An 18,598-nucleotide genomic window follows, 5' to 3' on the forward strand; every position below is an offset into this window, starting at 1 on the left:
GGCAAAATACACAAATTCTCACACCAGACCATGAATGCCCATTGCAGAGTTGCGCCGAATAGGACAAACTTCCACTTTTTAGTTGTCGGGAATTTAACTTATAAGTAGCCGCGTTTTGCTCATCGCCGATTGAGAAGCTGTGGTACATCCGGCAAGCCGGCGGCAATTCACTACTAGTCGAGAATCAGAAACTGATGCCTGCCTTGATCGAAATTCGAAACCGTCGATTTTTCACTGCGCTGTTACTTACGCTCGGTCTCAATTTGACCTGCGTTGGACAGGAACGCGAACAAGCCAGGGCGCAGGCTAGCCCCGCCAGCACCGCCGACTTGAACGCGAGGCTGATTCAGTTGAACTCGGCAACTATTGAATATGCTGAACATCGGGCGCCCAGTGCCCAAGCGACTATCGTGTTTGAAAATGGCTTGTTGCTAGATTTTTCTACCTGGAACGCTGTCGCGGCTGGGCTTAAGCAATGCTGCAATCTGCTGTTCTACAACCGGCCCGGTGTGGGGCGCAGCGTGCGCGGTGATGCCGACCTCAGTCCGGAGTCGGAGAGCATGCGCTTGCACCAGCTATTAAAAGAACGTGGGTTCGCTCCGCCGTATGTGCTGGTGGGGCATTCCCTCGGCGGGCAATACGTACAAGCCTATGCCAAACGCTATCCCGAGCAGGTCGATGGTTTGGTTCTGGTGGATGCATTGCCGCTTGGCGTCGTCAAGCCGTATAGCGAGTTCCCTTGGTTCACCCGATTCAGTCTGTGGATTTTTGCGTCCCGGGCCGCCCGGCAGGAAATCGCCAACATCGATTTGATGGGCAAGTATGTGCTGGAACAGGCTGATTTCTATCGCAAGCCCGTAATACGCATCGTCGCGCAGTCTTCACCGCAACAGCACAAACCGCAAGGTCTCATCAAAGATCTTCTGAGTGGTGTGATCTATGCGGAGGATTTCGGTGTGTGGGCGACCGATCCTGATATCGCAGAAGGCCGTATGCGTAGCTACTATCCGCACGCCCAAGTGCGCTCGCTGTCCGCCATTCATCGGATACAGGAGCAGTATCCGGCGGTGGTGATTGATGCCATCTCAAGCTTGGTCAAAAAGCAGGCGGACGTGCAGGCAGCGTTGAACGTCGTGCCCAAGGATTCCAGAGAAGAGTAGGCCGCCTCGGAGCGGATAATCCGAACGGCTTATTCTGTCGGGCACAGCATGCTTCGTAACTGGCCGGGTGTGGGGGATGTCAGGGCAGGGCCGCTTATGGAGTAGCTTGCCTGGTGTGCGGCGTTTACGACATTGTGACTTCCGACGATGGTGACCGTGCTGTTTGGCTTGCCCCAGTGGAAAAACCAGCGCATATCCTTGCCTGCGCTCCGGTCGGCCAGAATGCCGAATAGATCGCCATCACCGGCGATTGTCTGGAAGGCGGCGTCGCCCATGGGCGATATCCCGGGCGTCAGCATGCGCCCCTGGAGTCCGGCGTTGGTTGCTGTGCCGCGCGCCAGTACATAGCATCCGCTTCCGGTGGAGCCAGCGCCTTCGCTCTGGAACTCATAGGCTGATATGCGTCCGAGCCGGTCGATTTCGACATAGCCCATCGTTTCTATCGTGGTGTCAGCGGTTTTAATGGTGTGGGCAGAACTGTAGATGCCGGCGATGGACGAGACATTGGCGGGTTCTTCCGCGGCATGCGCGCCCAAGCTCATACCCAGCGCAAGCAAGGTGCTGGACGACATAAATTTCATGGGTGGGTTTCCGTGGAAAAGTGTGCGCCAATGAAAAAAGCCTTCTTCAGTTATAACGCGATCAAGATCGCGCTGCGTACTGAAGAAGGCTCTTTGCGGAATTCTGTGGTGCCCACGGAGGGACTCGAACCCCCACACCTCGCGGCACATGGACCTGAACCATGCGCGTCTACCAATTCCGCCACGTGGGCACTGATGCTGCTCAACAACTCTGCTATTATAACGACGGGGAGAGTATCGCGCCAGATGAACTTTCGTTCCTTACTGCACATCAACCCTGTCTAGCAGTTCCTGCTTTGACTTTGTTTTTCAACGTTGTCGCTGCAAGAGACCAAGATTATAGAGGAAATTTTTCGCTTGTCAAAGGCTCGCGCAAAAATTTTTTTAGTCCCTCCGGCTGAAACCGGGGGCAAATTAGTCTTTCAGGGCGTTTCCAAGTACACTACGGCTGTCGTCGCGCCATATATATGCACCCGATGATTTTGCCAGGCCGGATTCCCTCTGAATACTGTCAATATAACCACAGAAATACTTTTGAATCAGATTACCCATACCATTCCTAGCCGGGAGGATATTCTCGGCATTTTCCGCAGCGCCAAGGGCCCGCTCGATCTGCGCGCTGTCGCCAAGGCGCTCAAAGTCGCCACCGATGCGCAGGCCGTGCTGTCGCGCCGCCTGAATGCCATGCAGCGCGATGGCCAGCTCGATATCGATGACAAAGGCCGCTTTGCACTGGTCACGGAAACCGGCTTTATTGCCGGCCGTGTCAGCAGCCACAAGGATGGCTTCGGCTTCGTCATTCCCGACGAGCCCGGCGAGGACCTGTTCCTGCCCGATAAGGAAATGCAGAAAGTGCTGCACGGTGACCGTGTGCTGGCCCGCGTGGTCGGTACGGACCGCCGTGGCCGCAAGGAAGGCACCATCGTTGAAGTGGTGCAGCGCGCGAATACCCACATCATCGGCCGTCTGCTCAACGAGAACGGCGCATGGATCGTCGCGCCGGAAGACCAGCGCATCGCCCACGATGTGCTGGTGGAAGGCGCGATCGGCAAGGCCAAAGCAGGGCAGGTGGTTAGCGTGGAGCTGACCGAACAGCCTATGCGCTTCAAGCAGCCGGTGGGCAAGATCGTGGAAGTACTGGGTTCGCTCGACGATCCCGGCATGGAAATCGAAATCGCCGTGCGCAAGTTCGGCGTGCCGCATATCTTCTCGGACGCTGCACTCAAGCAGGCCAACAAGCTGCCCGATGTGGTGAAAGAATCCGACTGGGGCGAGCGGGTCGACCTGCGCGATGTGCCGCTGGTGACTATCGACGGCGAAGATGCGCGCGACTTCGACGATGCAGTCTACTGCGAGCCGATCAAGATCGGCCGCAGCAAGGCTTACCGTCTGATCGTGGCGATTGCCGATGTGAGCCACTACGTCAAACCGAACGATGCGCTCGATGCCGATGCGCTGCAGCGCAGTACCTCGGTCTACTTCCCGCGCCGCGTGATTCCCATGCTGCCGGAAAAGCTGTCCAACGGCCTGTGCTCGCTGAACCCTGCCGTCGACCGATTGACACTGGTGTGCGATGCCGTGGTAACGGCCAAAGGCGAGATCAAGGCTTACCAGTTCTATCCGGCCGTGATCCATTCGGCGGCCCGCCTGACCTACACGGAAGTGGCCGAGATCCTCGGTAACACCAAGGGCCCGGAAGCGGCGCGCCGTCCGCAGATCGTGCCGCATTTGCTGAATCTGTATGAGGTGTATCACGCGCTGCTGAAGGCGCGTACGGAGCGCGGTGCGATCGATTTCGAGACTACCGAAACCTATATCGTCTGCAACCCGTCCGGCAAGATCGAGAAGATCATTCCCCGTACGCGCAACGATGCGCACAAGCTGATCGAAGAGTGCATGCTGACGGCCAACGTCTGCGCCGCCGATCTGCTGATCCGTCACAAGCATCCGGGTACTTACCGTATCCACGCCAGCCCGACGGTGGAAAAACTCAAGCAGGTACGCACCTTCCTCAAGCAGGTAGGCCTGAACCTGAACGGCGGCGACAAGCCGACGGCCGGCGATTATGCGGAACTGATGCGGCAGGTGAAAGAGCGTCCCGACGCGTCGCTGCTGCAGACCATGCTGCTGCGCTCCATGCAGCAGGCGGTCTACAGCCCTGACAATATCGGCCACTTCGGTCTGGCCTATGAAGCGTATGCGCACTTCACCAGCCCGATCCGCCGCTATCCGGACTTGCTGACCCACCGCGCCATCAAGGCTATTTTGCTGGGCAAGAAATACGAGCCGAAAGTGGCCGATACCAGTGTGCTCAACACCAGCGTATCGAACGCCACCCGCAAGCAGCAGGCCAAGGACAAGGCCGAAGGCAAGGAAAAGAAAGCCGCCGACCTGACGGTGTGGGATGCGCTGGGCGTACACTGCTCGGCCAACGAACGCCGCGCCGACGAAGCTTCGCGCGATGTGGAAGCATGGCTCAAGTGCTACTTCATGCAGGACAAGCTGGGCGAAGAATATACCGGCCTGATTACCGGCGTGACCAGCTTTGGCATCTTCGTCCAGCTCGATCAGCTGTTCGTCGAAGGCATGGTACACGTCACCGATCTGGGTGCCGATTTCTTCCAGTACGACGATGCGCGCCATGAACTGCGCGGCGAACGCACCGGCAAGACCTTCCAGCTGACCGACCGCGTGCATGTGCAGGTGGTGCGGGTGGATCTGGAAAGCCGCAAGATCGATCTGCGTCTGGCCGGCCTCGATGCGCCAGCTGAAAAACCTGTCATGCCATCCAAGGCCGATAAGACCAATCTGCGTCCCGGTCCTAGCGTGCCGGCGGCACGTCCCGGCCCGAAGATAGTGCTCAAGGCGGCCAGCAAGGCCACTGCTGCACCGGCTGCCAAGGGCAAAGGCAAGGCTGCGCCCAAGCCGGCGAGCAAGCCGGCAACTAAGCCAGCGAGCAGCCGGAGCAAGGCCAAGAGTGGCCATAAAACACATGCCGGAGCGAGTGCTGCGGCAGCACCCCGGGCAGCCAAAGCTGCCTCAAAAAGTAAGAAGAAGCGATAAACAATGAAGAATAAAATGATTTTTGGTTTCCACGCTGTGACCTCGCGTTTGCGTCACGAGGCATCGTCCGTGGAAGAGATTTTTATCGATGCGGGCCGTACCGACCGCCGCATGCAGGATCTGGTGGCCAACGCCAAGGCCGCCGGTGTGCGTGTGATGCCGGTGGATTCCTCGCGTCTCGACAAGATCGTCGGCACCCGTCGCCATCAGGGCGTGATCGCGTTTGCCTCGCAACTGTCGCTGGCCCGTAACCTCGACGAGCTGCTCGATGCCATCGACGGCCCGCCACTGCTGCTGGTGCTGGACGGGATCACCGATCCGCACAATCTGGGCGCCTGCCTGCGCGTGGCCGATGGTGTCGGTGCACACGCAGTGATCGTGCCGAAAGACCGTGCTGTAGGCCTGAACGCGACGGCCGCCAAAGTGGCCAGCGGCGCAGCCGAAACCGTGCCTTACATTACCGTGACGAATCTGGCCCGTACTCTGCGTGAACTGAAAGACCGCGGCATCTGGCTGATCGGTACTTCCGACGATGGCGACAAAGGCCTGTACGAAGCCGACTTCACGGGCCCGTGCGCGCTGGTGATGGGTTCGGAAGGCGAGGGCATGCGCCGCCTGACGCGCGAAACCTGCGATGTGCTGGTGAATATCCCCATGTTCGGTTCGGTCGAAAGTCTCAACGTGTCCGTCGCATCGGGCGTCTGTCTGTACGAAGCGCGCCGTCAGCGTATGGCACAGGAAGCCTAAACTTCCCGTTCTGCCTGCGGCGGCGCTCCAGTGGAGAGGCCGCCGTGTCTCCCCGCTGCGTCCTCCCCGCTTTTTTCGCCTGTCCAGCAACCTTGCACTGAATACGCTACCATCGTCGTTTCAGTGGTTTTTCCGGCTTTCCCTATGTTCCATCGTTTGCGCCAAGACATCAACAGCATCATCGAACGCGATCCCGCGGCCCGTAACGCGTGGGAGGTGCTGACCTGCTATCCGGGCCTGCATGCCATTGTCATGCACCGCTGGGCCTACTGGTGCTGGCATCACGGCATGAAGTGGCTGGGCCGCTTCATCTCCTACCTTGCCCGCATCATCACCGGCATCGAAATCCATCCGGGCGCGCAGATCGGTCAGCGCGTGTTCATCGACCACGGCTTCGGTGTAGTGATCGGCGAGACTGCCATCGTCGGTGACGACTGCACCATCTATCAGGGCGTGACCTTGGGCGGCACTTCGCTGCACACGGGCGCCAAGCGCCATCCCACGCTGGAGCGCGGCGTCATCGTCGGTGCCGGTGCGCAGGTGCTCGGTGCTTTCACAGTGGGCGAATATGCCAAGGTGGGCTCGAATGCCGTACTGCTCAAGCCTGTGCCGGCCGGTGCTACGGCCGTGGGCAATCCGGCCCACATCGTGCAGAAGGAAACCAATCTGAGTGCCACCGCCCAGCTGTTCAGCGCATACGGCGTGACGCCGAATGGCGATGATCCGCTCAGCAAGGCGCTGCATGGCCTGATCAATCACGCCGTCACGCAGGAGCAGCAGATCGAGCGCATACTGGCCACGCTGAAGGCGGCCGGCCTGCACTGTCAGGGTCTGGCCGAATGTGATAAATTGAATTCCGATCAACTCAACAAGCTGGTGGAATAAGGGAGTATGGATGGAATTGTCGCCTGACGGGGTGGAACTGCTGGACCCCTACGAAATCCGTGTGCTGGCTGTGCTGGCCGAAAAAGAAGCGCTGACGCCGGATAACTATCCGCTGTCGCTGAACGCGCTGGTGAATGGCTGTAACCAGCTATCCAGCCGCGATCCGGTGATGTCGCTATCGGAAGAGATGGTGGCGGAAGTGCTGCAGCGGCTGATGCAGGCCAAGTATGTGAACGGCATTACGCAGGCCGGCGCGCGCGTGACCAAGTACGAACACCGTATGCGCATCAAGTGGTCGCTGGAACAGGACAAGCTGGCCGTGCTGACCATGCTGATGCTGCGCGGTCTGCAGACGGCCGGCGAGATCCGCAACCGCAGCGGGCGCCTGCACGAATTCAAGAGCGTGGCCGATGTGGAACAGGCACTGCAGTTCCTGATCGATAAATATCCGCCGCTGGTGTCGCGCCTGCCGCTGGCACCCGGCACCAAGGAGCCGCGCTACGGCCATCTGCTGGCTGGCGAAGCTGCGCTGGCGCGCGAAGAAACGGCGGCCAGTCTTGGTGGTTCGGTCAGCACGGGCGGGCAGGGCAGCCGCGTGGCCGCGCTCGAGCAGGAAGTGCAGCAACTACGCCAGCAGTTCGACGAGCTGAGTGCGCAGTTTGCCGAGTTCCGCCGCCAGTTCGAATAGCCTCTTCAATGGATGGACAGCACGGCGCGCACGCTGCTGTCCAGCGCCTCACGGTCGATATAGCCTATCAGGCTGGCATCGGCCGCCACCAGTTTTTTCACCGCTTCGCTATCGCCCACGGCAACGGGCGGTTGCGCCCGTCCCGTAAATAGCATGCGCGCCCAGTGGGCATTCATCTGCGCCGGTCCCTTGCCGGTGGTCTTGCGGTAGAAGCTATCGCGTATGCTGGCGCCTTCGCTCTGGTCCAGTGGTGTGGCCTTGCTGCCGTTGGGGAAGTCGTTATTCTTGCCGAGAAAAAGATCGACAGCCTGTTCGTTACTCAGGGTGCGCACGGGATTTTTCGCCGAGACGATGACGATGATTTCTGCGTGCAGAGGCAAAGGTAGGGCCAGCAGCAATGACAGCGGCAGGAGCAGGCGGGCGAGCAGGGTAGGCAGGGTTCTCATGGCGGCCACCCTAGAACACAAAATCCGTCAGCACGCTGACGACGTTGACCTTGCCGCCTGCCCTGGTGCCGGGCGCGACGTTCTGCAGGGTGCCGAAAGAATGGTCGTTGAGGCGTATATGATCCCACTGGAATTTCACATCGACGTTGCGATGCACGTCCCAGCGCACCCCGGCCGCATAGGTGTGCTGGCCTACGGGCGCCTGCCCCGTATCGGAAATGGGGCGTAACTCGGAGAGTGTGAGGTAGGGCGTAAAGTCGCCCACCCGTACGCCGCCGTTCAGATACCAGGCGGCGCGGGTGATCTTGAGATTGCTGGCATTGTAGTTGATGGCCTTGACCCATTCGGCCGAGGCAAACCACGGCCCCGGATCCCACGCCACTCCCAGCGACATGAATTTGCCCAGCGGCGGATTCTGGTTATCCACGCGGCGCTGCTGGTAGGCCGCATGCACGGTGAGCGGTCCCTGCTCGAAGCGTTCGAAGATCCCCGCCACATCAGTCGAATGGACGTTGACGGAGCGGGTGTTGGTGACGGTGCGCTTACCGTACAGCACCGAGACAGTGTTGACGAAGTCGCGGTTGCTGTAGCGGTAGGTGGCATCGATGCCGTCGCTGTCGCGCAGTACCAGCAGACGATAGACTTCAGTGGGCGGACGCGCCGTGATATTGCTGTAGCCTATCTTGCGCGAATCGGAAGCGATGAAGCTGTCCAGTGCGATACGGCCGACCCGCAGGCCGAGCGCGGGCGTTAGGGCATAGCGCAGATAAGCCCAGTTGACCATGGGTGTGTAGGTGCCGTCCCAGCGGTATTCGCTCACCACTTGCAGCACGGCCGACAGGTTGGGGTTCAGATTGGCCGTCAGCTGCAGACCCAGCCGGCTATCCACATCATTGGACCATTCGTGGCTGCGCCCCGTACCTTTGGGCTGCAGATTGTCGAACACGAAGTCGGCACCGCGTTCGCTGGAACGGGCAAAGCCCAGCGTGCCGAAACCGTTGAGTGCCAGCGCGGCCGGCGCTACCTGCATGGAGGGGCTGGCGCTGCTGGCCAGCAGCCCTTCCTCGGCGCGGCTGCTCGCGGCCAGCGGCAGGAGCAAGGCGAGTGCGGCCAGACGGGCAGAATGGGCAGTCATTGTAGATAGCGCTCCAGCAAGGTCTCGAAGGTGTGGGTCTTTTCCTGGCGCTCCAGCCCGGCATTGAGCTTCTGCAGCAGACTGGCCGCTTGCGGGCTATCCGCAGCCACGCCGAAATACAGTTCCTGGGTGGCCGCGCCCGGCAGTGTCTGCTGAACCAGGGTGCCATCGACCAGCATGCCGCGCAATTTTGGGTTGACCAGATACTGTCCGGCCATGGTTTCGCGGCTGGAAATGAACAGGTCGCAGCGGCCCAGATGCAGCTTGTTGATCAGCTGCTCGTAGCCTATGGTGGTGCCGCGATCGACGCTGCTGGTGCTGATGCCATAGGCTTCGAAGCGGTAGCCGCCCATGCCGCACACATGGTAGTTCTTCAGGTCGGCCAGTCTGGCCAGCTTGATACCGGCCGGACGGGCGCGGCGCGAGGTGTAGTACACATTGTGCAGGGTGTAGTAGGGCGCGCTGGTCTGCAGCGCATTCGAAACACCATCGCTGGCGCTGATGTTGACGGCGATCTGGATTTGCTGGCTGGCCACTTGTGCCACGCAGCGCGCCCACGGCAGCAGCTGGACTTCGATCTGCCAGCCATGCCGTTCGGCGATGCGGCGCAGCAGGTCTACGCTGGCGCCGGTAATGTGTGCGCTCTTGCGGCCCTCGATGCGCTCGGCGTAGACAAACGGTGGCATTTCGGCCTGATCGGCGCAGGCGCGCACCAGTTCCGCATGTGCCGGTAGCTGGAACAGGACCAGACAGAATGCTGTCAGGATGGGTAGCCGCATACGACTTTTTTGTCAGAAGAACGATGTTGCGATCATTCTAACAAGAATGGCTTGCTTAGAAGAACTTTCTACGCAATCTGTTGCTTAATCGGGCGAGTTGGCCGTAGGCGGGGAGTGCAGCGGTGGCGCGGCAGCATAGTCCACCACCGCTGCAGGGCTTACACTTCCTCGCGGCGCTGGCGCATGCGCACGGCGATGGCCAGCATGACGAGGCCGGCGACGGCGCCCAGCCAGACCGATGCTCCCGTCAGCGTATGCCAGGAAGCGTAGTAGGCCGATTCCAGCGGCGGCAGGTGCTGCGCGCTGAGATGCTGCTGTACATTGTGCGCCTCGAAGCCCATCCAGCTGCCCGGTATTGCGCCCAGCAGTATGCGGTTGGTGACGTTGGCCGTGAACCAGCCCGCATCCAGCCCCAGATGCAGCATGCGGTCGGCCCACATCAGCAGCAGCGAGGTGATGACGGGCGTGCCGACGGCCCACAGGAACACTTTGGAGCGGGCCATGCTCGACACCATCAGCAGCCAGCCCACGGTGGGCAGGGCCCACAGGATGTACACGGGCAGCAGCGACAGCAGGCGCAGCGGCGACAGATACAGGTCGGGGTTGAGCAGCAGGCCGCCGAACAGATTGGTGCCGTGACTGAGTAGCAGCCCGCAGCCCGTTACCAGTATCGTCAGAGCCAGCACGATGGCCACCAGTATGGTGATCAGTGGCGCTACTACCAGCGCAAGGATGGCTTTCGAGGCCACGGTGGCAGTATCGGATACCGGCAGCGACTTCCAGAACAGCAGGCTGCGGTCGCGCCGTTCGTCATGCAGAGCGCCCAGACAGTAGAAAAACACGAGCAGACTGAGCAAGGCTAGCACGGGCAGGGCGGCCATGATGTAGCCTTGCGCGATGGTCTCTATCATCACTGCGCGGGCCTTGCCTTCGATGGTGATGGTGCCGATCGAGAAGGTTTCCTGCGCTTCGGCGAAGCTGGCATCTTTGCCGAGCAAAATAGAGGTGATGGCCAGTATCGCCACCACGGCGGCCACCACGATAGGTGTCCACAGCAGCATGCCTTTGTTTTCCCACATTTCGCGTTTGAGTAGCCATTTCATGGTGTTCATGCGTAAGTTCCTTTCATGGTGGCGACGAACAGATCGGCCAGTGCCGGTGTGCGCAGTTCGCCCAGATTGGCCAGCTGTGCGCGTGGTACGCCATCGAACAGCATGATGCTTTTGCCGAATACGGCGCGCTGGTGGATGGGCTGCAGTGCCTGTGCAGCGGGGATGCTGGCTGCTTCCACCATCACTTCCGTGAAGCGCTCGCTGACTTCGTCCATCGAGGCGGACAGTTCGATCTTGCCGTCACGGATGAACATCAGATCGCTGAGGATGTGCTCGACTTCCTCGATCTGGTGGGTGGTGATCAGGATGGTCTTGTTCTCGTCGAAGTAGTCCTCCAGCAGATGCTGGTAGAACTGCTTGCGGTACAGGATGTCCAGCCCCAGCGTGGGTTCGTCCAGTACCAGCAGGCGCGCGTCGATGGCCATCACCAGCGCCAGATGCAGTTGCACCACCATGCCTTTGGACATGGCTTTGACCTTCATCTCGGGATCGAGCTTGGTCTGGGCCAGATATTTTTCCGCCTTGCTGCGGTCGAAGCGCGGATGCACGCCTTCGACGAAATCCAGCGCCTGCTTTACCTTCAGCCACTTGGGCAGGATGGCCACGTCGGCGATGAAGCACACGTCGTTCATCAGCGCGTCGCGCTGCTGGCGCGGGTCCATGCCTAGCACCGACAGTTCGCCTTCGAAGCGGGTCAGGCCGAGGATGGCTTTCAGCGTGGTGGTCTTGCCGGAACCGTTAGGACCGATCAGGCCGACGATGCGGCCCGCTTCGATGCTGAAGCTGAGGTTGTCGATGGCGGCGCGCTTGCCATACTGCTTGCGCAGGCCGCTGGCAGTGATGATGGCACTCATGATGCTGCTCCCGTGCCCGCTGCCGGTGCGCTGAGCAGGGCGGCAACATCCAGACCCAGCCGGCGGATGCGTTCCAGCATGGCAGGCCAGTCTTCGCGCAGGAAGCGTTCACGTTCCGTGGCCAGCAATTTGTCGCGGGCGCCTTCAGTCACATACATACCTAGTCCCCTTCTTTTTTCTACCAGCGTTTCGTCTACCAGTTCCTGGTAGGCGCGTGAAACCGTAATCGGGTTGAGTTGATATTCGGCGGCGATCTGCCGTACCGAGGGCAGGGCGTCGCCCGGCTTGAGTACGCCGTCCAGCATCATGCCTACAACCCGCTCCTTGAGTTGCCGATAAATCGGCGCATTGTCATTCCAGCCTATCGCAGACATACATGTAGTCCCCTTGCTGTGTGTTGATGGAGTGGTGTTGTAGTGAACTATAACACTAGATTTTGAATTTGCAAGTATTTTTTACAAGTGCATGGTGCTGCCTGTGGCGCTGGCATAATGGCGGCACGATAGACTCACCGGAATGCGTATGCCTGTACTGTCCTCTTATTCCCGCTGGGCCATAGCCCTGATCTGCGGCGCCATGCTGGCTGCCTGCGCCACCCTGATAGGCCCGCGTCAGCTGGAGCTACCCCAGAGTAAATTGCAACAGAGTCTGGAGCGTAAATTCCCTGTGCACCAGCGCATGCTCGGTATCTTCGAACTGGAACTGAGCCACCCGCAGCTGGCCATTCTGGCCGAGAACGACCGCGTTTCCCTGTCGCTCGACGTGCAGGTAACGCCGCTGCTGGCACGCCAGAACTGGCAGGGCAGCATGGTGCTGTCGGGACGGCTGAAAGTGGATACGGCGCGCAATACCGTGTATCTGAGCGATGCACACGTGGACCGCTTCGCCATGCGCGGCATGGATGAGGGCAAGCAGAATCAGGTGGCCAGCGTGGCCAATCTGCTGGCGGAATCGTCGCTGCGCGATGTGCCGGTGCACACCTTCCGCCCCGAGGAACTGCGTTACGGTGGCGTGCAGTTTGTGCTGACGGGGATAAGCACCCGTCCCGGCGCGCTGCTGGCCAGCGTGCAGCCGGCCCAGTAGGCTTTAGAGGAAACCCAGATTGCGGCTGCTGGCGTTGAAGTTGGCCAGCGAGGGCAGCATGGCCAGCAAATCGCTATTCGATACGCCCATCCAGCTACCGAGCGTGGCCGCATACTGGGCGATCGAGGTGGTGGGCAGCAAGCGGCCCTGACCCACATCATCGGGACCATCGGCTGCTACCACGGGCGCCGTGCCGTAATAGCGCCCGCCTTTGACGGCACCGCCCAGCATGAAATGCATGCTGCCCCAGCCGTGATCGGAGCCGTCGTTATTGCCGCTCAGCGTACGGCCGAAATCGGATGCCGTGAAAGTGGTGACCTGGTTGGCCACGCCCAGTTCTACTGTGCTCTGGTAGAAGGCTGCCACGGCATCGGCCACGGTTTTCATCAGCACCGGATGCTGGGTGACCAGACCATCATGGGTATCGAAACCTCCCAGCGACACGAAGAATACCTGCCGCTTGGCGCCCAGTGCCGGTGCGGCGGCGATCATGCGTGCCACCATCTTGAGCTGGTCGCCCAGGCTGTTGCTGGCCGGGTAGGGCGTATTCAGCGCGCTGCTGCCGGCTAGTGCCGAGGTCAGCACATCGTTGGCGGCGATGGCGCGCTGGGTGATGCGGGCATAGTCGGACTGCATCAGGTGCGGCTGGGCCTGCGTCATCAGGGTCTGCAGGGCGTTGCTGCAGGAGGCCGAGCCGAACAGCGGTTTCTGCAGGGCTGCGAACGGTACCGAGCCACTGGTAGACACCTGATACTGCACCGCCTGCTTCCCGGCGAGGAAAACGGCGTTGCCGGAAACGTTGACGCAGGTGAAGGTGGCATTGCCATTACCGGAGGCGAACAGATCGCCCAGCATGCCGCCCCAGCCGGTCGAAGCACCTTCCGGCATGGACGATTGCCATTCCGATTGCTGGTCGTTGTGCGAGAACAGCTTGGACGGCAGCGGCACGGATTTGTTGGCGAACTGCTGTTTGGTGGTGGGCTGGACCAGCGTGCCGACGTTGAGCAGCACGCCCAGCTTGCCGGCATTGTAGATCGGCATCAGCGGCGCCAGTTCCGGCGCTAGCGCGTACTGGTGTGCCGTGCCGTTGACGTCGACCGGCGCATTGGCAGTGCTCAGCACGGTGCTGCCGAGCGCGCTGCGCTGGTAGGCCAGATTCGGCCGCAGATTGTAGTAGCTGTTGAAGCTGCTGGCATCGTAGGGCACCAGCGTGTTGGCGTAGTCATTGCCACCATACAGGAAGACGCAGACGATGGCTTTGTAGTCATTGGCATTGGCTGCCGAGGCTTCGGCCATGGCGGCCAGATTGATGGCCAGCGGCGAGGCCACGCCGCTCAGGGCCAGTGCGGAAGCACGTTGCAGGAAGGCGCGGCGGGAGAGTTCGGTAGTCATGGCGGCCTCTTATTGTTGGATCAGGTATTCCGGCGCGGCCATGACCATGGTCAGTGCGGCGTAGATGCGGTTATTCAAGGCATTCTGGCTATTGGCCGGCATGGTGTCGAGCGCGCCGCGAATCAGGCTCAGGGTGGTGCTGCCGAGCTGGCCGGCTGCCAGCACCTGATTGATTTCGGCCAGCAGGTTCTGCGCATTGGCGGCCAGCGGCAGCAGGCTGCTGTAGTCGGGCAGCACGTCGCCTATGCCTTTGCTGATCATGCGCTGCATGAAGTTGACGTAGCCGACCACGGACGATTCATTGGTCAGCTGGAACTCGGGTGCCACCAGCCCCAGCTTGGCAATCGAGCTGTTCGGCGGCACATAGCCGGGCCGGTAGAAATTGAACACGGAGGGCGAGCGTAGCGGGCTCTGGCCCAGCCGCGTGGCCGCATCGCTGGTGTTGCCGATGGCCCAGTTGTCGCCGGCCGAGCTGACATTGTAGGCACGTGCCCAGGCCACCAGGCGCAGCATGGGCTCGCGCAGCTTGCCATAGCTGGCGTTGATATAGGCTTCGTTGCGCGCTTCGGGATCGAGCAGCAGCGCCTTGACGACGGCGGCCAGATTACCTTTGACGCCACGCCCATCGTTATTGAATACGCCCGCCACGCGGGCGACATAGGCTGGCGATGGATTGCTGGTGACCAGCTTCTGGATCAGCTGGCGGCTGATGAATGGCGCCACGTTGGGGTGGGCGTAGATGATGTCGATCGCCACCTTGAGGGCATCGGCACCGGACAGGCCGGCCGGCACGGTGCTGCCGAGGAAAGTGGAAGCGCCCGTTTCATGGCGTTTGGCGATCTGCAGCATGGGACGGCGCAGGAAGTCCGGCATGTCTTTGCTGGTGCCCGTCAGATCGAAGTCCCAGCCCGTGAAGACGCGGGCCAGCCCCGTGATGTCGCTCAGGCCATAGGTTTCCTGCGGATTGCCATTCACCAGCTTCGGCGTGCCATCGAGATTCAGCTGGATCAGGCCTATGCTGAACAGCTGCATGATTTCGCGCGCATAGTTTTCATCGGGCAGGGCGCCGGTACCGGGGTTCTGCTTGACGTTGCCACGGAAGGTCAGATACTGGCCCATGGGCGCGCTGGTCGAGATGGCGGCCAGCAGGTTGCGGTAGTTGCCGAAAGCGTGATCTTCCAGCAGATCGAGGTAGGCTGCGGCCGAGAAGCTGCGCCACGGCGCCCCCACCAGCCCGCTGATGGCCACCACGCAGATTTCGGACAGGGCCAGCGTTACGCGCTGGCGCAAGGTGTCGGGGGCGCTGATCAGCTTGCGCCATGCGCAGGCATCGAAGCCCTGTTCGGAGTTGCGGAAGCTGGCGTTGCTATAGCCCTTGTCGACCAGCCAGTCCCAGCGCGTGCCGGAGTGCGGCGCGGCCAGCTGGGCATCTATCCAGGCCGCATAGCCCAAAGTCTGAACGCGGGAGATTTCGGCGCGCGTGGCGCCCATGGACGCTTGTGCGAGAAAGCGCGAAGCTGCGTTCGCAGTGGGAGTGGGCATGGCGGCGTCCTTCGTGCTGGTCTGGGTGAATATGGTATTGCTTCACGGTAATTTATTCCTATTTGCCTCAGCCCGCCACCGGTTTTTTGTAACGTACCGTTACCCGCAGCGGCAGCGGCCTTAAATAATAAGCAAGCTTTCTTGTGGGCGCGGGCAAACACTTCTACAATGCGCCAGATTCGCCTAGAGGAGAGCAAGCGTCATGACGATATTTGGTGTTGGACTGCATGTGCTGATTGCACTGTTTTTTGCCGTGCATGTGATCCGTAGTGGTCAGCAGCTGTACTGGCTGATGATACTGTTTATGTTCCCGCTGCTGGGGAGTGTGGTGTATTTCATTGCCATCTACCTGCCGGACTCGAAGCTGCACCATGGGGCGCGGCAGGCGGTGGCCGTGGCCGCACGCGCGATGGACCCGGGACGCGAATTGCGCGAAGCACGCGAAGCCTATGATTTCACGCCGACGGCACAGAACCAGATGCGGCTGGCGGCGGCCCAACTGGCGGCAGGCGCTGCTGCCGAGGCAGCGGCCACTTATGAAGCCTGTCTGCAGGGGCCATTTGCGGGTGATCTGGAAATCCGTTTCGGTGCAGCCCGTGCCAGTCTGGCGGCGGACAATGCCGCTGCGGCAGTGACGCATCTGCAGACCATACGCGCCAGCGATGCCGGTTTCCGTGGCGAACAGGTGACCTTGCTGCTGGCACAGGCGCTGGCGGCAGCTGGCCGTGCCAGCGAGGCGGGTGCCGAGTTCGATCATGCGCTGGCGCGCTACAACAGCTTTGCTACGCAAGCCGAGTATGCGATCTGGGCGGCAGGGCAAGGCGATGCTGCCAAAGCACGCCAGTTGTATGCGGAACTGCAGCGCACCATGGATCGCTGGAACCGCCATACGCGCGACATGAATCAGGAACTGATACGGCGGCTGCAGGCGGCCATGGCCGCGCTGCCACGTTAAGGCTGGCGGGATTAGGGTCGTCTAGTGTGCTTTAGTGTGGACTAGTGCGTTCTAGTCCGGATTAGAAAACCGGAAAAAAACCTAGTCCACCAGCGCTGTGCCATCCAGCGCGTGGCGCGTGATGGCGCCATCGAGGCCGATGGCGATCCAGCCGCCGCGCGCAGGCGTGGCTTCCGGCTCCCAGTCGGGCAGCACGTAGCGGCGCTTGCCGTCTTGCACGTGCAGGGCGGGGCGGTGCGTATGGCCGTGGATCATCACGTCGCATGCCGTTTCGGCAAACACGGCAGCAATCGCGGCCGGCGTCACATCCATGATTTCGTAGCTTTTATTGCCCTGATCCTTGCGGCTGCTTTCGCGCATGCCGGCTATGATGGCTTTGCGCTGGGCTAGCGGCGTGGCAAGGAACTGCTGCTGCCATGCGGGCTGGCGCACCATGGCGCGGAAAGCCATGTACTGGGTGTCTTCGGTGCACTGAGCGTCGCCATGCAGCAGCACTACGCGCTGACCAGCGATGGTGGCAACGTGAGGTTCGGTCAGCAGAGTCACACCGGCAGCGTGGGCAAATTCGGCACCGACGAGGAAATCGCGGTTGCCTGCGATCCAATAGATGGCCACGCCAGCGTCGCTCAGCGTGCGCAGGGCGGCAATAATCTGTTGATGATAATCGTCGTGCAGGTCGTCGTCACCGGCCCAGTATTCGAACAGGTCGCCCAGCAGATAGAGTTGTTGCGTGCGCCGCGCCTGTTGCTCCAGAAAGCGGAGAAACGCCGCCGTGGTGGCGGGCTGGCCGGCCTGCAAGTGCAGATCGGAGATAAACAGCGCGCCGGTCTGGCCGGCGCGCGTGTTGTGAGTCGTCATGCGGAATCCGACGTGTCAGCCTAATTAGGCAGCCAGTTCGATCTTCTCGATGATGATGTCTTCCACTGGTACGTCAGCGAACATGCCGGCGCGGGTGGTTTTGACTTTCTTAATCTGGTCAACCACTTCGGTGCCGGCGGTAACTTTGCCGAACACAGCGTAGCCCCAGCCGTCCTGGCCTGGGTAGTCCAGGAAGCTGTTGTTCTTCACGTTGATGAAGAACTGTGCCGAAGCCGAGTGCGGTGCCGAGGTACGGGCCATGGCCAGCGTGTACGGTTCGTTTTTCAGGCCGTTCTTGGCTTCATTCTCTACCGTGGTTTCGGTCGGCTTCTGTTTCATGCCTGGCTCGAAACCGCCGCCCTGGATCATGAAACCGTCGATTACGCGGTGGAAGATGGTGTTGCTGTAGTGGCCGGCTTCCATGTAGGCGAGGAAGTTGGCAACGGTTTTAGGGGCTTTTTCCGCGTTCAGTTCAACGGTGATGTTGCCCAGATTGGTGGTGATGATTACGTTGGTCATGTGTTTATCCTGAGTGAACAATAATGCTAAGGGCGCTATTTTACTGTTTTGGCGTGACAGGCGTCTTTAAAATTGTGGCCGACTTGATCACGACGGGTACCACAGGGATGTTCTGGAAGCTGCCTTTGTCGTCGACCAGCACGGCTTTGATGCGGTCTACCACTTCCTGACCCTTCACCACTTTGCCGAACACGGTATAGCCGAAGCCGTCGCGGCCCGGGTAGTTGAGGGCGTCGTTATCGGCCACGTTGATGAAGAACTGCGACGTGGCCGAGTTCGGGTCGCCAGTACGCGCCATGGCGATGGTGTAGGTGTTATTGGTCAAGCCGTTCTGCGACTCGATAGGCACGGGTTTGTTGGTTTTTTTCTGCACCAGCTTCTCGTCGAAGCCGCCGCCCTGAATCATGAAGCCATCGATGACGCGGTGGAAAATCGTGCCTTTATAGAAACCTGCCTTCACATAGGTGATGAAGTTGTCCACGGTTTTAGGGGCTTTTTCACCGTTCAGTTCCACCACGATATCGCCCATGGTGGTCTTGATTTCTACCTGCGGGGTGGCTGGAGCGGCCGCTGGCGTAGCAGCCAGTGCGGCGCCGGACAGGGCCACGCCTGCGAACAGGGACATCAGTTTGCCGAACAGGGTAGGCTGGGATGCTTGCATTGTTACTTCCTTGTCTAGTTATAGGCGGTGTTGTGTAGATCGAATTGCCAAAAAATCATAAGGCACCCGGGACTATGCGGTTTTTATCAATGCTATACTTGCCCATTCTACTCCTTCAGAGTGGAAAGATTAAACGGG

At 60.5% G+C, this 18,598-nt stretch carries 19 protein-coding genes and 1 tRNA gene; 7 read left to right on the plus strand and 13 right to left on the minus strand.

Features of this window, described 5'->3' with window-relative positions; translation table 11 throughout:
• Nucleotides 1–194: 194 nt before the first annotated feature.
• Nucleotides 195–1,160, plus strand: coding sequence for an alpha/beta fold hydrolase (locus GTP23_RS06475; RefSeq protein ID WP_161034329.1), 966 nt, complete (start codon nt 195–197; stop codon nt 1,158–1,160).
• Nucleotides 1,161–1,189: 29 nt separating this feature from the next.
• Here the strand turns inward: GTP23_RS06475 and GTP23_RS06480 are convergent, their stop codons facing one another.
• Both GTP23_RS06480 and GTP23_RS06485 read right to left on the minus strand, forming a co-directional pair.
• Nucleotides 1,190–1,741, minus strand: coding sequence for a hypothetical protein (locus GTP23_RS06480; RefSeq protein ID WP_161034330.1), 552 nt, complete (start codon nt 1,739–1,741; stop codon nt 1,190–1,192).
• Nucleotides 1,742–1,847: 106 nt separating this feature from the next.
• Nucleotides 1,848–1,932: transfer RNA gene (locus GTP23_RS06485), tRNA-Leu, on the minus strand.
• A gap of 343 nt (nt 1,933–2,275) precedes the next feature.
• On the opposite strand from GTP23_RS06485, the gene rnr reads away from it, so the two are divergent.
• The 4 genes from rnr to GTP23_RS06505 all read left to right on the plus strand — a co-directional run bounded on the left by rnr (nt 2,276) and on the right by GTP23_RS06505 (nt 7,124).
• Nucleotides 2,276–4,804 (plus strand): ribonuclease R, encoded by a 2,529-nt coding sequence (gene rnr, locus GTP23_RS06490; protein WP_161034331.1) that lies wholly within the window; start codon nt 2,276–2,278, stop codon nt 4,802–4,804.
• A 3-nt stretch (nt 4,805–4,807) separates the two neighbouring features.
• On the plus strand, nt 4,808–5,551 hold the full coding sequence (rlmB, locus tag GTP23_RS06495; protein ID WP_155433700.1) for a 23S rRNA (guanosine(2251)-2'-O)-methyltransferase RlmB: 744 nt from the start codon (nt 4,808–4,810) through the stop codon (nt 5,549–5,551).
• A gap of 144 nt (nt 5,552–5,695) precedes the next feature.
• Nucleotides 5,696–6,436, plus strand: coding sequence for a serine O-acetyltransferase (cysE, locus tag GTP23_RS06500; RefSeq protein WP_161034332.1), 741 nt, complete (start codon nt 5,696–5,698; stop codon nt 6,434–6,436).
• 10 nt (nt 6,437–6,446) lie between these two features.
• Nucleotides 6,447–7,124: a YceH family protein gene (locus tag GTP23_RS06505; protein WP_161034333.1), complete on the plus strand. Its 678-nt coding sequence runs from the start codon at nt 6,447–6,449 to the stop codon at nt 7,122–7,124.
• A 5-nt stretch (nt 7,125–7,129) separates the two neighbouring features.
• On the opposite strand, the gene GTP23_RS06510 is transcribed toward GTP23_RS06505, so the two are convergent.
• The 6 genes from GTP23_RS06510 to GTP23_RS06535 all read right to left on the minus strand — a co-directional run bounded on the left by GTP23_RS06510 (nt 7,130) and on the right by GTP23_RS06535 (nt 11,824).
• A complete protein-coding gene (locus tag GTP23_RS06510; RefSeq protein ID WP_161034334.1) occupies nt 7,130–7,570 on the minus strand; it encodes a type 2 periplasmic-binding domain-containing protein in 441 nt (146 codons plus the stop codon).
• Nucleotides 7,571–7,580: 10 nt separating this feature from the next.
• Nucleotides 7,581–8,705 carry a porin family protein gene (locus GTP23_RS06515; RefSeq protein ID WP_161034335.1) on the minus strand — a complete coding sequence of 375 codons (1,125 nt, stop codon included), beginning with the start codon at nt 8,703–8,705 and terminating at the stop codon, nt 7,581–7,583.
• Entirely contained in the window at nt 8,702–9,484 is a 783-nt protein-coding gene (locus GTP23_RS06520) for a substrate-binding periplasmic protein (protein ID WP_161034336.1), read from the minus strand. The genes GTP23_RS06515 and GTP23_RS06520 overlap by 4 nt, the downstream gene beginning before the upstream one ends.
• Nucleotides 9,485–9,642: 158 nt before the next feature.
• Complete coding sequence (locus GTP23_RS06525) at nt 9,643–10,596, minus strand: hypothetical protein (RefSeq protein WP_161034337.1); 954 nt, start codon at nt 10,594–10,596, stop codon at nt 9,643–9,645.
• Complete coding sequence (locus tag GTP23_RS06530) at nt 10,593–11,450, minus strand: ABC transporter ATP-binding protein (RefSeq protein ID WP_161034338.1); 858 nt, start codon at nt 11,448–11,450, stop codon at nt 10,593–10,595. The genes GTP23_RS06525 and GTP23_RS06530 overlap by 4 nt, the downstream gene beginning before the upstream one ends.
• A complete protein-coding gene (locus tag GTP23_RS06535) occupies nt 11,447–11,824 on the minus strand; it encodes a GntR family transcriptional regulator (protein WP_161034339.1) in 378 nt (125 codons plus the stop codon). Before GTP23_RS06535 ends, GTP23_RS06530 begins: the two co-directional genes overlap by 4 nt.
• 148 nt (nt 11,825–11,972) lie before the next feature.
• Between GTP23_RS06535 and GTP23_RS06540 the strand changes: the two genes are divergently transcribed.
• Complete coding sequence (locus GTP23_RS06540; protein WP_161034340.1) at nt 11,973–12,533, plus strand: DUF1439 domain-containing protein; 561 nt, start codon at nt 11,973–11,975, stop codon at nt 12,531–12,533.
• A gap of 3 nt (nt 12,534–12,536) precedes the next feature.
• Here the strand turns inward: GTP23_RS06540 and GTP23_RS06545 are convergent, their stop codons facing one another.
• Both GTP23_RS06545 and GTP23_RS06550 read right to left on the minus strand, forming a co-directional pair.
• On the minus strand, nt 12,537–13,925 hold the full coding sequence (locus GTP23_RS06545) for a DUF1501 domain-containing protein (protein ID WP_161034341.1): 1,389 nt from the start codon (nt 13,923–13,925) through the stop codon (nt 12,537–12,539).
• A 9-nt stretch (nt 13,926–13,934) separates the two neighbouring features.
• Nucleotides 13,935–15,467: a DUF1800 domain-containing protein gene (locus GTP23_RS06550; RefSeq protein ID WP_161034342.1), complete on the minus strand. Its 1,533-nt coding sequence runs from the start codon at nt 15,465–15,467 to the stop codon at nt 13,935–13,937.
• Nucleotides 15,468–15,669: 202 nt separating this feature from the next.
• Between GTP23_RS06550 and GTP23_RS06555 the strand changes: the two genes are divergently transcribed.
• On the plus strand, nt 15,670–16,422 hold the full coding sequence (locus tag GTP23_RS06555) for a hypothetical protein (RefSeq protein WP_161034343.1): 753 nt from the start codon (nt 15,670–15,672) through the stop codon (nt 16,420–16,422).
• Between the two features lie 81 nt (nt 16,423–16,503).
• Here GTP23_RS06555 and GTP23_RS06560 read toward each other — a convergent pair whose 3' ends face one another.
• From GTP23_RS06560 to GTP23_RS06570, 3 genes are read right to left on the minus strand one after another with little or no spacing between them, the layout of a single operon-like run.
• Nucleotides 16,504–17,280, minus strand: a complete 777-nt coding sequence (locus tag GTP23_RS06560; protein ID WP_161034344.1) for a UDP-2,3-diacylglucosamine diphosphatase — start codon at nt 17,278–17,280, stop codon at nt 16,504–16,506.
• Between the two features lie 24 nt (nt 17,281–17,304).
• Nucleotides 17,305–17,799, minus strand: coding sequence for a peptidylprolyl isomerase (locus GTP23_RS06565; protein WP_155433714.1), 495 nt, complete (start codon nt 17,797–17,799; stop codon nt 17,305–17,307).
• 40 nt (nt 17,800–17,839) lie between these two features.
• Nucleotides 17,840–18,460 carry a peptidylprolyl isomerase gene (locus GTP23_RS06570; RefSeq protein WP_161034345.1) on the minus strand — a complete coding sequence of 207 codons (621 nt, stop codon included), beginning with the start codon at nt 18,458–18,460 and terminating at the stop codon, nt 17,840–17,842.
• Between the last annotated feature and the right edge of the window lie 138 nt (nt 18,461–18,598).

The organism is Duganella fentianensis (genome assembly GCF_009857835.1).
GTDB lineage: Bacteria > Pseudomonadota > Gammaproteobacteria > Burkholderiales > Burkholderiaceae_D > Rugamonas > Rugamonas fentianensis.

Bases quoted from the DNA above. Each gene is read 5' to 3' on its own strand.
- GTP23_RS06475 (WP_161034329.1), top strand. From the start codon at position 195: ATGCCTGCCTTGATCGAAATTCGAAACCGTCGATTTTTCACTGCGCTG.
- GTP23_RS06480 (WP_161034330.1), bottom strand. From the start codon at position 1,741: ATGAAATTTATGTCGTCCAGCACCTTGCTTGCGCTGGGTATGAGCTTG.
- rlmB (WP_155433700.1), top strand. From the start codon at position 4,808: ATGAAGAATAAAATGATTTTTGGTTTCCACGCTGTGACCTCGCGTTTG.
- cysE (WP_161034332.1), top strand. From the start codon at position 5,696: ATGTTCCATCGTTTGCGCCAAGACATCAACAGCATCATCGAACGCGAT.
- GTP23_RS06505 (WP_161034333.1), top strand. From the start codon at position 6,447: ATGGAATTGTCGCCTGACGGGGTGGAACTGCTGGACCCCTACGAAATC.
- GTP23_RS06510 (WP_161034334.1), bottom strand. From the start codon at position 7,570: ATGAGAACCCTGCCTACCCTGCTCGCCCGCCTGCTCCTGCCGCTGTCA.
- GTP23_RS06515 (WP_161034335.1), bottom strand. From the start codon at position 8,705: ATGACTGCCCATTCTGCCCGTCTGGCCGCACTCGCCTTGCTCCTGCCG.
- GTP23_RS06520 (WP_161034336.1), bottom strand. From the start codon at position 9,484: ATGCGGCTACCCATCCTGACAGCATTCTGTCTGGTCCTGTTCCAGCTA.
- GTP23_RS06525 (WP_161034337.1), bottom strand. From the start codon at position 10,596: ATGAACACCATGAAATGGCTACTCAAACGCGAAATGTGGGAAAACAAA.
- GTP23_RS06530 (WP_161034338.1), bottom strand. From the start codon at position 11,450: ATGAGTGCCATCATCACTGCCAGCGGCCTGCGCAAGCAGTATGGCAAG.
- GTP23_RS06535 (WP_161034339.1), bottom strand. From the start codon at position 11,824: ATGTCTGCGATAGGCTGGAATGACAATGCGCCGATTTATCGGCAACTC.
- GTP23_RS06540 (WP_161034340.1), top strand. From the start codon at position 11,973: ATGCCTGTACTGTCCTCTTATTCCCGCTGGGCCATAGCCCTGATCTGC.
- GTP23_RS06545 (WP_161034341.1), bottom strand. From the start codon at position 13,925: ATGACTACCGAACTCTCCCGCCGCGCCTTCCTGCAACGTGCTTCCGCA.
- GTP23_RS06550 (WP_161034342.1), bottom strand. From the start codon at position 15,467: ATGCCCACTCCCACTGCGAACGCAGCTTCGCGCTTTCTCGCACAAGCG.
- GTP23_RS06555 (WP_161034343.1), top strand. From the start codon at position 15,670: ATGACGATATTTGGTGTTGGACTGCATGTGCTGATTGCACTGTTTTTT.
- GTP23_RS06560 (WP_161034344.1), bottom strand. From the start codon at position 17,280: ATGACGACTCACAACACGCGCGCCGGCCAGACCGGCGCGCTGTTTATC.
- GTP23_RS06565 (WP_155433714.1), bottom strand. From the start codon at position 17,799: ATGACCAACGTAATCATCACCACCAATCTGGGCAACATCACCGTTGAA.
- GTP23_RS06570 (WP_161034345.1), bottom strand. From the start codon at position 18,460: ATGCAAGCATCCCAGCCTACCCTGTTCGGCAAACTGATGTCCCTGTTC.